Source organism: Kitasatospora sp. CM 4170 (assembly GCF_032110285.1).
Taxonomy (GTDB): domain Bacteria; phylum Actinomycetota; class Actinomycetes; order Streptomycetales; family Streptomycetaceae; genus Kitasatospora; species Kitasatospora aburaviensis.
In genome coordinates this window covers 4,831,151-4,843,698 of the sequence record NZ_CP134877.1, presented here as the reverse complement: position 1 = coordinate 4,843,698, position 12,548 = coordinate 4,831,151, and the positions used below count along the sequence as shown (strand labels likewise).

Sequence of the window (12,548 nt, the reverse complement as noted above, 5' to 3'; positions counted from 1 at the left end):
GGGCGGCGTCCCGACGAAGGAGTGACACCGCATGACCAGGAGCCGTACCCACCGCTCGCCCGCCCGCCGTGCGCTGGCCGTCTGTGCCCTGACCGGCGCCGCGCTGCTGGCCTCCCTCTCCGGCGGGCAGGCGTGGGCCGACGGGGCTCCGAAGCCCGCGCCGGCCGCCCCCAGCGCCAGCCAGCCCGCCGGCTCGGGCGCGGCGCCGAGCGCCGTCCCCCAGCCCAAGGTCTCCCGCCCGGCCTCCGCCCCGACCGCGTGGGCCGCCGACGGCTCCCCCGCCCCGGCCCCGGCGAACGCCGGCTCCGGTTCCGGCACCGGCTCCGGCCCCGCTCCCGTCCCCGCGCCCGCCACGGCGAGCCCGCAGGTCCGCGAGGTGCCCAAGGGCGCCGCCCAGGCCGGCGACGGCTCCGGCGCGAGCGACTCGTCCGGCCTCAAGCTCGCCGGCGGCGGTGCCGTCGCGGCCGTCGGCGCCGGCGTCCTGGGCTTCGCCCTCCTGCGCCGCCGTTCCGGTGCGCGCGGCTGACACCGGCCCCCGGCCCCCGCGGCCTCCCGTCGCCCCCGCTGCGTACGGGCCCGTACGCAGCGGGGGCGAGGGGGGTCCGGACCGGATCGGGCAACCGGGGACCGGGGACGCGACCAACCACCACCGGGCCGAGGAGGCCCCTGCCCGCCACCGGGCCGACCGGACCTCCGGCCGTCGCGGCACCCGTGCCCGGAGCCACCGCCGGGCCCGGACCGGGCGTCCGGTCCCGGCCGCGCTGCGCCGGACCGCCTTCGGCGCAGCCGGCGTGCTCTGCCTGGTGCTCGGCGCCTCCGTGGCACTGTCGAGCCGGCAGACCCCGGTGGTCCGGATCGAGGCCTCGGCGCACCAGCCCGGCAGCATCACGACCACCGCTCCCCAGCAGCCGACGGGAGCCGGCACCGGAACCGGCAAGACCGGCACCGGCACCGCGGGCACGACCCCTGGCACGACCCCGGCCGGCGCGCCGCGACCGTTCGCGGCCTCGCCACCGACCCGTCTGCTCGTCCCGGCCGCCGGGGTGGACGCGCCGGTCACCGGCCTCGGCCTGAACGCCGACGGCACGGTCGAGGTCCCGACCGTCGACCGGGCCCAGGAGGTCGGCTGGTACCGCAACGGCCCGACGCCGGGGGAGACCGGGCCGGCCGTCCTGATCGGGCACTACGACACCGCCCACGGCCCGGCGGTCTTCCGCGGCCTGCCGAAGCTGCAGCCCGGCGACCGGATCCAGGTCAAGCGGGCGGACGGCAGCACGGTGGACTTCAAGGTCCGCTCGCTGCTCCAGGCCGCCAAGGACCGGTTCCCGACCGAGGCGGTGTACGGCGACACGGCCGCGGCCGAACTGCGGCTGATCACCTGCGGGGGCCGGATCGGCGCGGACGGCCACTGGACGGACAACATCATCGTCCTGGCCGACCTGGCCGCCCCGACGGGCTGAGGACGGACGGCGTGGCCGGGCCGGCGGCCCGCCGTCCGGGCGGCCCCGACCGACGGAACCACCGGCCGCCGTCCGGGCGACCTACCCACCGGGGACGAACCGGCACGCCGCCGCAGGCCAGAATCACACCGACCGGAACCAGGCGGGCCGGAAGCGCCGCCGCAGACCAGGAGGACGAGCACCAGCCGTGGCAGCATCACCCCCGCCCCGCCGCCGGGCCGGCGCCGCGCCCCCGCGGGCGGTCCGGGCCGCCACCACCGCGCCGGCCACCACCGCGACCCCCACCGCCGCGCCGGCGGCCACCGCGCCCGTCACCACCGCTCTCTCCACTCTCCTCGCCGCGCTGGCCGCCCTGGCCGCCTTCCTGCTGACCGCCTGCGGCGCGCCCGGTGAGCTCCGCGACCACGGCCCCGCGCGGCAGGTGACGCCGCCGACGGTGCCCCAGCCGCTCTGGTCCGGCCTCGCCGTCGCACCCCCACCGACCTCACCTGCGCCCGGCCGCTCCTCCGAGCCCCCTCCGCAGCCCGTCCCCGACGTGACCTTCCCGGGGCCGGACCTCACCGCCGTGGACGTCCGCGCCGTCCTGGCGAAGGACCCCGGGGTGAGCCAGGACGAACGGCGTGCGCTCGACGGCTGCCCGGGGTGCGAGGTCCGCGCCCCGGAGTTCCGCGACCTCACCGGTGACGGCCGACCCGAGCTGATCGCCGCCGTCGGCACCGTCGGGCCGGTCGTCCTGCACGTCTACACCGCGGTCGGCGACCGCCTGCTGCCCGTCCTGCGGGTGCAGGTGCTGAAGGGGTTCGGCGCGGAGACCGTCGGGGCGGACCTGTGGCTGCACGAACCCACCACCGTGACCACCCGGACCAGCAGCCACTACCAGTGGGACGGCACGCGTCTGGGCCTGCTGGAGCAGCGGGTCGAGGGCATCGGCCCGATCCCCGGCCCGGGCCCGGGGACCACCGCGGAGCCGGAGGCCACGCCCGCCGGCACGCCGGGGCCCAAGGTCAGCCGGCCGTCGGACCCGCCCGTCACGGGCCGGCCCCAGCCCAGCCCGGTCCCGGGCGGCACGGGCTGGGCCGCGACGCCCCAGCCGCAGAGCGGTGCGGGGGTCGGCGCCCCGCGCCCCGCCGCTTCCCAGCCCGTCCGTCCGACCGCGGCTCCCCCGGAGGCCAAGCCATGAACCCCACCGTGCCCGCGACCGCGCCGGCCGCCCAGCCGCACATCCTCATCGTCGAGGACGACGAGGTGATCCGGGAGGCGACCCGGATGGCCCTGGAGCGCTACGGGTTCCCGGTCTCCACCGCCGCCGACGGCCTGGAGGGGCTGGAGGCCTTCCGCGCCGCCCGCCCCGACCTGATGCTGCTGGACGTGATGCTGCCGCTCCTCGACGGGGTCGGCCTCTGCCGGCGGATCCGCGAGGAGAGCCAGCTGCCGATCCTGATGATGTCGGCGCGCACCGATCCGATCGACGTGGTGTCCGGTCTGGAGGCGGGGGCGGACGACTACGTGGTGAAGCCCTTCGAGAGCGCGGTGCTGGTGGCCCGGATCCGGACGGTGCTGCGCCGGGTCCGCACCGTCCCGGCCGCCGAGGCCCCGGCACCCGCGCCCGCACCCGCACCCGTACCCGTCGACCGCGCCGAACCGGCCCCCACCGCACCGCCTCTCCCCGAGCACGTCCCCACCGCACCGGCCCCCACCGCACCGGCACCGCGCAGCGTCCGCAGCTTCGACGGCATGGAGGTGGACACCGAGAGCATGGAGGTCCGGGTGCACGGCCGGCTCGTCCCGCTGACCCCGACCGAGCTGCGGCTCCTGCTGGAGTTCACCGCCGCGCCCGGCATCGTGCTGGAGCGCTCCACCCTGCTGGAGCGGGTCTGGGACTACGAGTGGGGCGCCGACACCCGGGTGGTGGACGTCCACGTGCAGCGGCTGCGCGCCAAGATCGGCAGCGGGCGGATCGAGACCGTCCGCGGCTTCGGCTACAAGCTGCGGCGCCCGGCATGACAGCGGGGACCACGACACCCGGGACCGCCACGCCGGGGACCGCCACGCCGGGAGCACCCGGGAGCACGACGCCGCCGCGCGCACCGCGGCGCCGCCTCACGCTGCGCCGGATGACCCTGCGCCGCCAGATCGCCACCGCCGTCGCCGCCATCTCCGTCCTGGTCGCGGTGGCGGTCGGCCTGCTCGTCCACCAGGCGATGATCCGCCAGCACGTCGACCAGGCCCGCGAGTCGGCGCTCACCGCGCTCGACTCCGCAGCGGCCGCCTACGGGCGCGGCGAGAAGGTCCCCCTGGACGACCCGGCACTGCCGCCGCGGCTGCGAGCCCTCGCGGCGGACGGCCGGCAGGGGTCGTTGCTGGCGGGCGGACCCGAGGACGAGGCGATGTGGGCGGCCGGCGCCGTCCAGGGCGGGGTGCTCTCCGTCCGGGTCGACTTCACGCAGGACCGGACGGCGATCGCCGACCTGGACCGGATCATCCTGATCACCGTCGCCGCCTCAGTCTTCACGACGGTGCTGGTCGGCGTGCTGGTCGCGGACCGGATCAGCCGGCGGCTGCGGACGGCGGCGACGGCCGCCCGGGGGATCGCCGCCGGCCGGACGGACGCCCGGATCGGCGAGCTGGTCGACGGGCGGGACGAGGTCGCCGACCTCGCGACCGCCGTCGACCAGATGTCCCGGGCGCTGCACCGCCGGCTGGCGGACGAGCAGCAGTTCACCGCCGACGTCGCCCACGAGCTGCGCACCCCGCTGACCGGGCTGGTCACCGCGGCCGAGCTGCTGCCGCCGGGCCGGCCCACCCAGCTCGTGCAGAACCGGGTGCAGGCTCTGCGCTCGCTGGTCGAGGACCTGCTGGAGGTCTCCCGGCTGGACGCCGACGCCGAGACGCCGTACCTGTCCGCGGTGCCGCTGGAGCGCGCGGTGCGCCGGACCGTCGGGCTGACCGGGCTGGAGGTGGAGGTCGACGTCCGGCCGTCCGCGGCCGACGCCTCGGTGCGCACCGACCTGCGGCGGCTGGACCGCATCCTGGGGAACCTGCTGCTCAACGCCGACCGGCACGGTGGCGGCCCGGTCCGGCTGGAGGTGGACGGCCTGCGGATCACCGTCCGCGACCACGGGCCCGGCTTCCCGGACGACCTGCTGCGGCACGGGCCGCAGCGGTTCCGGACGAGCGTGCGCGAACGCGGGCGCGGCCACGGGCTCGGCCTGACGATCGCCCAGGGCCACGCACGGGTGATCGGCGCGGCCCTGACCTTCGCCAACCACCCGGACGGCGGCGCGGTGGCGACCCTGGAGCTGCCGCCCGACCAGGCGGAGGGCCCGGCCCGGGCCACCGCCGACCAAGCCCCGTCCGACTAGGCCACGCCCGGCCTAGTCGGCGACGACCTGCCGGACCCGGCCCACCTCGTAGATCTTCGCGATCCTGCCCGAGGAGTCCAGCACGAGCTCGACGGTGTGGCGGTCGTAGCAGGGGTCGGTGTCGGGGGCCGAGGTGTGGTTGAGGCAGAAGTCGCTGTGCGCGGCGAACCGGGCGAGCGGGACCGGGTGCAGCATGTTGTTCAGGTCGCTGAGCTTGGCGGTGGCGCCCACGGCGAAGGTGTAGGTCTTCGCCTCACCCGCCGCGTCGGCCCAGTTGCCGACGGGATCGTTGCAGAGGTACGTGGTGTCCTTCGCGTGGACGGTGGTCTCGGTCGCCGCCTTGGCGAGATTCACGATCCGGTGGTTCGACGGGACGCTCGGCGGGATGCAGCCGCCCGTCGCACCGTCGCCGGGCTTTGCGGTGGCACCGCCGGTCGGCGCGGGGGCGGCGGTGCCGCCCGCGGTCGGCCCGGCGCCGGTGGCGGCCGGCTCCGGGTCACCCGGACCGCACGCGGTCAGGGTGACGGCGGCGGCAACGGCCACGAGGGCCAGTGGAAGGCTGCGGATGGGCATGGTGGTTCGTTCCCCCGTGTGTGACGGGCGGTCGGCCGACCGCCCGGAGTGACGGTCGCACAGACTAGCGACTCGACGGCCCCCACCGGCCCAGGATGATCATCCGATACCGAATCACGACGATGTCCGGACATCCGGCCGTGCCCGGGAGAGTGCCCGGTCCCCAGGCGGCGCCCGTGCCTCAGCCGGTGCCCGCGCCTCAGTCGGTGGCCGGGCCCACGGCCCACTGGCGCTCGCCTCCCGCCACCCGGTCGGCGGCCGCGGCCGCACTCGCGGCCAGCAGTCGCAGCCCGGCCTCCGCGGACGAGCCCGGCGCCGCGCTGTAGAGCAGCATCCGGTGGCCGGCCTCCGGCAGCGGCAGCGCCTCGAACGCCAGCGCCAGTCCGCCCACCACCGGGTGCCGGAGCTCCTTGGTGCCGAACAGGCAGTCGTGCACCGGGTGGCCCGACCAGAGTGCCGCGAACTCCGCGCTCTTCATCGACAACTCGCCTATCAGTTCGGCCAGTTGCCGGTCGTTCGGGTGCCGCCCGGCGGCCAGCCGGAGGAACGCCACCTGGGCCCGGGCCTCGGTCTCCCACCGCGGGTACAGCGCCCGGGTCCGCGGGTCGAGGAAGAGCAGCCGGGAGAGGTTGGGGCGGTCCGCCGGGCGGTCCGGCGCGGCCGGGTCGAGGTGGCCGGCCAGCAGGGCGTGGCCGAGCGGGTTCCAGGCCAGCACCTCGTTGCGCCGCCCGACCACCACCGCCGGGACGTCCGCCATCGCGCCGATGAGCTGCCGCACCGCCGGCCGGACGCGCTCGAACCGCTCGGCGCCCCGCCCCTTCGCGGCGCGCGCCGGGCGGGCCAGGTTGCGCAGGTGGGCGTGCTCGTCGGCGTCCAGCCGCAGCGCCCGGGCGACGGCGTCCAGCACCTCGTCGGAGACGTTCCGGCTCTGCCCCTGCTCCAGCCGGGTGTAGTAGGTGATGCTGACGCCCGCCAGCTGCGCCAGCTCCTCGCGCCGCAGCCCGGGCACCCGGCGGCGGGTCCCGTACGCGACCAGCCCGACGTCCTCGGGCCGCAGCCGGGCCCGGCGGGTGCGCAGGAACTCGCCCAGGCCGCCCGGGCCGGACGGGCCACCCGTGCCGCCCAGGTCGCCCAGGTCGCCCAGGCCGGTCGTGCCGATCGAGCCGTTCGGAATCTCGAGTGCGCTCATGACCCCCAGTCAACACCGGCGGGCGCCGCCGAGCCTGCCCCTGCCAGTGCCACCCTCCGCGGGGGGCTGGGTGGGCGGTCCGGCGCCGCGCAGGCTGCTGCCGTAACCGGATCCAACCGGAGACCCGGACCTCCCGGACTCCCCCGTCGAAAGGCAGCGGACCGATGACCGCCACCCTGTCCGAGGCACCAGAGGCACCAGAGGCACCACCCGCCCGACCGGCCGCCGCCGGCACGACCCGCCGGCAGCGGCTCGTCCTGGTCGTCCTGCTGGCCGCCCAGTTCATGCTGGCCGTGGACTTCTCGATCCTGAACGTCGCCCTGCCGGTGATCGGCCAGGGCCTCGGCTTCCCGCTCGGCGGCCTGCAGTGGATCGCCACCTCGTTCGCGCTCTGCGCGGCCGGCTTCACCCTGGTGTTCGGCCGGGTGGCCGACCTGCTCGGGCGGCGCCGGGTCTTCCTGGCCGGGCTGGCCGTGCTCGCCGTCGCCTCGCTGGCCGGCGGCCTGGCCACCACGCCCGGCGTCCTGCTGGCGGCCCGGGTCGCGCAGGGCCTGGCCACCGCCGCCGTCACCCCGGCGGGGTTGGCGCTGCTCACCACGGCGTTCCCCGAGGGGCCGCTGCGCGAGCGGGCACTCGGCCTGAACGGCGCGCTGATGTCGGCCGGGTTCACCTCCGGGGCGGTGCTCGGCGGCCTGCTCACCGACCTGTTGAGCTGGCGCTGGGCGTTCTTCGTCAACGTGCCGGTGGCGCTGGCCGTGCTGCTCGCCGCGCCCCGGCTGATCGCCGAGAGCCGCCCCCGCCCGTCGACCGGGGGGCCGGCCGGCGCGGGCCGGCCGCGGATGGACCTGCCGGGCGCGGTCACCGTCACCGGCGGCCTGCTCGCCCTGGTCCACGGCCTGACGACGGCCGGCGAGCACGGCTGGGGCGACCCGGTGGCGCTGTCAGCGCTGGCCCTGGCCGCCGTGCTGCTGGTGGCGTTCTGGCTGGTGGAGCGGCGCGCCGCCGCGCCGCTGGTGCCGGTCCGGGTGCTGCGGCGGCGCACGGTGGTCTGGGGGAACGCGGCCGGGCTGCTGGCCTTCGCCACCGAGACCTCGCTGGTCTTCCTGCTGACCCTCTACCTCCAGCGGGTGCTCGGCTTCTCCGCCCTGGCCACCGGCCTCGCCTTCGGCGTGCTGGGTGCGGGCACCGTGCTGGGCGGCCTGCTGGCTCCCCGGGTGCTGGGCCGGCTCGGCAACCGGGGCGCCCTGCTCGCCGGCTTCCTCGTCCAGGCGGTGGCCACCGCCGCACTGCTGCTGCTCGGCGCGGACCGGGCCTGGCTCGGGCTGCTGCTGGCGGCCACCTTCGTCGGCGGCGTGGGCAACATGGTGGCGATCGTCGGCTTCATGGTGACGGCCACCTCGGGCCTGCCGGACGAGGAGCAGGGCCTGGCCACCGGGGTCGCGACGATGACCCAGCAGGTCGGCATCACCCTGGGCACGCCGGTGATGAGCGCGGTCACCACCGCGACGGCGGCCGGCGGCACCGTGCTCACCGGCGTCACCTGGGCGATCGGCGTCAACACCGCCCTGGTGCTGCTCGCCGGGGCGGCCGTGGCGCTCTTCCTCCGGCGCGGGTGAGCGGCCCGCGCCACGGGCGGACGCCGGTGGCGTCGCCGCCGCCGGCGGGCAACGGCACAGGGGCGCACCGCCGAGCGGTGCGCCCCTGTGGTCCGCCGTGCGGACGGATCAGCCGTCGATCGTCTTGCGGAAGGCCTCGGCCACCGAGAGGAAGATCGTGTTGCCCTCGGCCTCGCCGATCGAGATCCGCACGCCCTCCGGGAACGGGCGGACGATCACGCCGGCCGCGGCACAGGCGGCCGCGAACTCCTGGGAGCGCTCGCCCAGCCCGAGCCAGACGAAGTTCGCCTGCGAGTCCGGGATCTCCCAGCCCTGGGCGCGCAGCCCGGCGACCACCCGGGCGCGCTCCTCGACCAGCGCGTCCACCCGGACCATCAGGGCCTCCTCGGCCCGCAGCGAGGCGACGGCGGCGTCCTGGGCGATCTGGGTGACGCCGAACGGCACCGCGGTCTTGCGCAGCGCGTTGGCCACCGGCTCGTGCGCGACCGCGAAGCCGACCCGCAGGCCCGCCAGGCCGTAGGCCTTGGAGAAGGTCCGCAGCACGCAGACGTTCGGGCGGTCGCGGTAGAGGTCGATGCCGTTGGGGACCTCGGGGTCGCGGATGAACTCGATGTACGCCTCGTCGACGACGACCAGGACCTCGGCGGGCACCGCGTCCAGGAAGCGCTCCAGCTCGGCGCGGTGGATCACGTTGCCGGTGGGGTTGTTGGGGTTGCAGACGAAGATCAGCCGGGTCCGCTCGGTGACCGCGGCCAGCATCGCGTCCAGGTCGTGGTCGCCGCCCGCGGTGAGCGGGACCGGCACCGGGGTCGCGCCGGCGACCTGGGTGATGATCGGGTACGCCTCGAACGAGCGCCAGGCGAAGATCACCTCGTCGCCGGGGCCGGCGGTGGAGAGGACGAGCGACTGGGCCACGCCGACCGAGCCGGTGCCGGTGGCGATGTGCTCGACCGGGACGTCGAAGCGCCGGGCGAGCTCGGCGGTCAGCTCACTGACGCCCATGTCCGGGTAGCGGTTGAACGAGCCGGCCGCCTTGACCGCCGCCTCCAGCACGCCGGGCAGCGGGTCGTAGGGGTTCTCGTTGGAGGACAGCTTGTAGGCGTCGGCGCCGGCCGGCTTGCCGGGCTTGTAGGTGGGGATGCCGTCCAGGGTCGGCCTCAGCCGGGGCCCCTGCGGTGCCGTTCCACTCACGGTCCTGCTCCTTCTCTTCATTCCGTCGGGCCGCGCGGCCCTCGCCGCGCCGAGCCGCCTCCGGTGCGTTCGCGCCCGTCCGGGCGGGATCACCGCCGGACCCGGGAACCCGCGACGCGTCCGGACCACCCCGGTCGGGTGCCCTGAACGATACCGACCCGCGCTCACCCGTAGGAGTGAGATGCCCGGTCGGGTTACAGGCGCAGATCAGCCATTCTGCAGGGTTCCTATGGCACATGTCAGAGGTAAGACGGCTGGTTTCGTGCGGGTATCGAAGGGGCGCGCACGGGCTCACTCATGGAGAAACGTATCTCCAAGGGCCCCCGATGCGCCGGTCACAGACCCTTGTCAGGAGCCATACGATCGGTCCGCCATGACAGCAGCAGCCAACCAGAGCGGTCGGCGACCCACCACCTCACGGCGTCTGGAGCGGGCCGGCATCCGGGATGTGGCAGCAGCCGCCGGAGTGTCGATCACCACCGTCTCCGACGCGCTGAACGGTAAGGGCCGCCTGCCCGACGAGACCAGAAGCCGGGTGCGCGAGGTCGCCGAGCGCCTCGGCTACCGCCCCTCCGCCGCCGCCCGCACCCTGCGGACCGGCCGGTCCGGCCTGATCGGGCTGACCGTCACGACCTACGGCGAAGAGCCGTTCACCTTCACCGAGTTCGCCTACTTCGCCGAGATGGCCCGGGCCGCCACCAGCGCCGCCCTCGGCCGCGGCTACGCGCTGGTGGTGCTGCCCGCCTCCTCCCGGCACGACGTCTGGGGCAACATCGCCCTCGACGGCACCGTGGTGATCGACCCGCCGGACCAGGACCCGCTGGTCAGCGAGCTGTACCGGTCCGGCGTGCCGGTGGTCAGCGACGGCAAACCGGGGAACTGTCCGGTCACCGCCTGGGTCGACAACGACCACGAGGCGGCCGTGCTCGGCATCCTCGACCACCTCTCCGAGGCCGGCGCCCGTCGGATCGGCCTGCTCACCGGCACCAGCACCGACACCTACACCCGGCTCTCCACCGAGGCCTACCTCGGCTGGTGCGCCAAGGTCGGCCAGGAGCCGGTCTACGAGGCCTACCCCGCGCACGACCCGGCCGCCGGGGCCGTCGCCGCCGACCGGCTGCTCGCCCGCCCGGACCGGCCGGACGCCGTCTACGGCCTGTTCGACCCGAACGGCACCGACCTGCTCGCCGCCGCCCGCCGGTACGGCCTGCGGGTGCCGGACGACCTGCTGCTGGTCTGCTGCAGCGAGAGCGACGTCTACGCGGCCACCGAGCCGCCGATCACCACGCTCTCGCTCAAGCCGCGGCGGATCGGCACCACCGTGGTCAACCTGCTGATCGACGCCATCGAGGGCGTGGACTCCGGGACGGGCGTCGACATCGCCCGGCTCTTCCCGCCACGCTTCCGCACCGCCGGCACCGGCCCGCCGCCCGGCACCCTGATGCCGACCGAGCTGATCGTCCGCGCGTCCTCCCAGCGCCGGAACCCGCGCACCACGGTCAGCCCGCCGCGCCCGCCGGGCGAGATGTAGCGGCGGGCCGCCGGGCCTGCCGGCTTTACGCCCCGCCCGGGGACGGGCGGGGCCGGCGACGGACCCCGGCCCCGCCGGGGCCGGTCTGGACCATGCCTAGCCGGGACAAATCGGACCTGACGGCCCGCCCGGCTGACGCTCCGGAGGATTGGATACCCACCAGGTGACGACGCCGGGAGAGTGGTCTTCCTATGATGGGCGAATGACACCCGAGGACCGCTTCCCCGGGCCTGAACACCCGGACTCAGGCCCCCGCCACCAGCCGGACCTCGACGTGCTGCCCTACGGCACCTACTACGAACCCGAGCCCACCGGGTACGCCGAGGCGGCGTACGAGTCGGAGACGTACAGCGGCTACGGCGGCGCCCGCTGGCTCGAACAGCACTGGCCGGCCGGCGGCCACGACCCGCAGGGCCAGGCCCAGCACGGTCAGCACGACCACCAGGCGCAGGCCCAGGCCCAGGCGGCCCAGCACGGCGGGCACACCCCGCAGGCCGCACACCCCGGGTACGAGCCGACCCTGGTGGACCACCCGTCGCCCGCCCACGGCGGCGAGGACCCGCCGACCATCGAGCTCGGCCCGCCGCTGCCCGAGCCCGGCGTGCCGTACCACCCGTACCCCGCGCCCGCCCCCAACGAGCCGCCCGGCCCGCTCTACGTCGTCGGCGACGTGCACGGCTACCTCGACGAGCTGCTCGCCGAGCTGCGCCACCAGGGCCTGATCGACGCCGACGGCCACTGGGCGGCCGGCCGTTCCCGGATCTGGTTCCTCGGCGACTTCACCGACCGCGGCCCCGACGGCATCGGCGTGATCGACCTGGTCATGCAGCTCGCCGCCGAGGCGGCCGCCGCCGGCGGCTACTGCCGGGCCCTGATGGGCAATCACGAACTGCTCTTCCTCGGCGCCGCCAAGTACGGCGACGAGCCCGTCCAGTCCACCGCCGGCACCGCCTCCTTCCTCGCCGCCTGGCGGCTCAACGGCGGCCAGCAGCACGACCTGGACCGGCTGGAGGCGCACCACATCAGCTGGCTCTCCCGCCTGCCCGCCATCGGGCTGGAGGACGGCCACCTGCTGCTGCACTCGGACACCACCGCGTACCTGGAGTACGGCGACTCGATCGCCGAGGTCAACGACGCCGTCCACGACCTGCTCGCGGACGAGGGCGTGGACGAGTGGTGGGACTGCTTCCGCCGCTTCACCAAGCGCTTCGCCTTCCGCGGCGACGGCGGGCCGATGGCCGTGCACGAGCTGCTCGACACCTACGGCGGCACGCGCATCGTGCACGGGCACAGCCCGATCCCGTACCTCACCGGTGCGGTGCACGCCGACGACGGCCAGCCGCCGCACATCCCAGGCCCGTACGTCTACGCGGACGACCTCGCGGTGGCCATGGACGGCGGCGTCACGATGGAAGGCCGGCTGCTCATCGCCCGGCTGCCGATCTGACGGACCGTCTCCGGACCGCCACTCGAACGGCAGTTCCCGGCGCCCGCCCCGGACCGCACGCGCGGCCCGGGGCGCGAAATTCCGGAAACCTACTGTCAGCGCGGCCGCACCCGCCCCTACCATCGAGGCACACCACACCCGGCCGCCCGTGTGGCGCCCCTCTCCGTGCGCACGGCACC

The 12,548-nt window shown here is 76.0% G+C and carries 11 protein-coding genes; 8 read left to right on the top strand and 3 right to left on the bottom strand.

Features of this window, described 5'->3' with window-relative positions; genetic code table 11:
• The first annotated feature begins 31 nt into the window (after positions 1-31).
• From RMN57_RS20540 to RMN57_RS20520, 5 genes are all read left to right on the top strand, one after another.
• Positions 32-526 (top strand): hypothetical protein, encoded by a 495-nt coding sequence (locus RMN57_RS20540; protein WP_313764801.1) that lies wholly within the window; start codon positions 32-34, stop codon positions 524-526.
• A 292-nt stretch (positions 527-818) separates the two neighbouring features.
• Positions 819-1,460: a class F sortase gene (locus RMN57_RS20535; protein ID WP_313764800.1), complete on the top strand. Its 642-nt coding sequence runs from the start codon at positions 819-821 to the stop codon at positions 1,458-1,460.
• 187 nt (positions 1,461-1,647) lie between these two features.
• Complete coding sequence (locus RMN57_RS20530) at positions 1,648-2,640, top strand: hypothetical protein (RefSeq protein WP_313764799.1); 993 nt, start codon at positions 1,648-1,650, stop codon at positions 2,638-2,640.
• Positions 2,637-3,464 (top strand): response regulator transcription factor, encoded by an 828-nt coding sequence (locus tag RMN57_RS20525; protein ID WP_313764798.1) that lies wholly within the window; start codon positions 2,637-2,639, stop codon positions 3,462-3,464. Before RMN57_RS20530 ends, RMN57_RS20525 begins: the two co-directional genes overlap by 4 nt.
• 110 nt (positions 3,465-3,574) lie before the next feature.
• The gene (locus RMN57_RS20520; RefSeq protein WP_313764797.1) at positions 3,575-4,822 is read left to right on the top strand and encodes a HAMP domain-containing sensor histidine kinase; all 1,248 of its coding nucleotides are present in this window, start codon (positions 3,575-3,577) and stop codon (positions 4,820-4,822) included.
• 12 nt (positions 4,823-4,834) lie between these two features.
• On the opposite strand, the gene RMN57_RS20515 is transcribed toward RMN57_RS20520, so the two are convergent.
• Both RMN57_RS20515 and RMN57_RS20510 read right to left on the bottom strand, forming a co-directional pair.
• Positions 4,835-5,395: a hypothetical protein gene (locus RMN57_RS20515; protein WP_313764796.1), complete on the bottom strand. Its 561-nt coding sequence runs from the start codon at positions 5,393-5,395 to the stop codon at positions 4,835-4,837.
• Positions 5,396-5,594: 199 nt separating this feature from the next.
• Positions 5,595-6,584 (bottom strand): helix-turn-helix transcriptional regulator, encoded by a 990-nt coding sequence (locus RMN57_RS20510; RefSeq protein ID WP_313764795.1) that lies wholly within the window; start codon positions 6,582-6,584, stop codon positions 5,595-5,597.
• Positions 6,585-6,748: 164 nt separating this feature from the next.
• Here RMN57_RS20510 and RMN57_RS20505 point away from each other — a divergent pair, with 164 nt between their 5' ends.
• Positions 6,749-8,200 (top strand): MFS transporter, encoded by a 1,452-nt coding sequence (locus RMN57_RS20505; RefSeq protein ID WP_313764794.1) that lies wholly within the window; start codon positions 6,749-6,751, stop codon positions 8,198-8,200.
• A gap of 108 nt (positions 8,201-8,308) precedes the next feature.
• On the opposite strand, the gene hisC is transcribed toward RMN57_RS20505, so the two are convergent.
• Positions 8,309-9,412, bottom strand: a complete 1,104-nt coding sequence (hisC, locus tag RMN57_RS20500; protein WP_380236500.1) for a histidinol-phosphate transaminase — start codon at positions 9,410-9,412, stop codon at positions 8,309-8,311.
• Between the two features lie 352 nt (positions 9,413-9,764).
• Here hisC and RMN57_RS20495 point away from each other — a divergent pair, with 352 nt between their 5' ends.
• Both RMN57_RS20495 and RMN57_RS20490 read left to right on the top strand, forming a co-directional pair.
• A complete protein-coding gene (locus tag RMN57_RS20495; RefSeq protein WP_313764792.1) occupies positions 9,765-10,922 on the top strand; it encodes a LacI family DNA-binding transcriptional regulator in 1,158 nt (385 codons plus the stop codon).
• A gap of 202 nt (positions 10,923-11,124) precedes the next feature.
• Positions 11,125-12,369, top strand: coding sequence for a metallophosphoesterase (locus RMN57_RS20490; RefSeq protein WP_313764791.1), 1,245 nt, complete (start codon positions 11,125-11,127; stop codon positions 12,367-12,369).
• Positions 12,370-12,548 lie beyond the last annotated feature (179 nt).

Excerpts from the sequence above, each read along its gene's own strand:
- RMN57_RS20540 (WP_313764801.1), top strand. The coding sequence starts at position 32 with ATGACCAGGAGCCGTACCCACCGCTCGCCCGCCCGCCGTGCGCTGGCC.
- RMN57_RS20495 (WP_313764792.1), top strand. The coding sequence starts at position 9,765 with ATGACAGCAGCAGCCAACCAGAGCGGTCGGCGACCCACCACCTCACGG.
- RMN57_RS20515 (WP_313764796.1), bottom strand. The coding sequence starts at position 5,395 with ATGCCCATCCGCAGCCTTCCACTGGCCCTCGTGGCCGTTGCCGCCGCC.
- RMN57_RS20505 (WP_313764794.1), top strand. The coding sequence starts at position 6,749 with ATGACCGCCACCCTGTCCGAGGCACCAGAGGCACCAGAGGCACCACCC.
- hisC (WP_380236500.1), bottom strand. The coding sequence starts at position 9,412 with ATGAAGAGAAGGAGCAGGACCGTGAGTGGAACGGCACCGCAGGGGCCC.
- RMN57_RS20520 (WP_313764797.1), top strand. The coding sequence starts at position 3,575 with ATGACCCTGCGCCGCCAGATCGCCACCGCCGTCGCCGCCATCTCCGTC.
- RMN57_RS20525 (WP_313764798.1), top strand. The coding sequence starts at position 2,637 with ATGAACCCCACCGTGCCCGCGACCGCGCCGGCCGCCCAGCCGCACATC.
- RMN57_RS20510 (WP_313764795.1), bottom strand. The coding sequence starts at position 6,584 with ATGAGCGCACTCGAGATTCCGAACGGCTCGATCGGCACGACCGGCCTG.
- RMN57_RS20490 (WP_313764791.1), top strand. The coding sequence starts at position 11,125 with ATGACACCCGAGGACCGCTTCCCCGGGCCTGAACACCCGGACTCAGGC.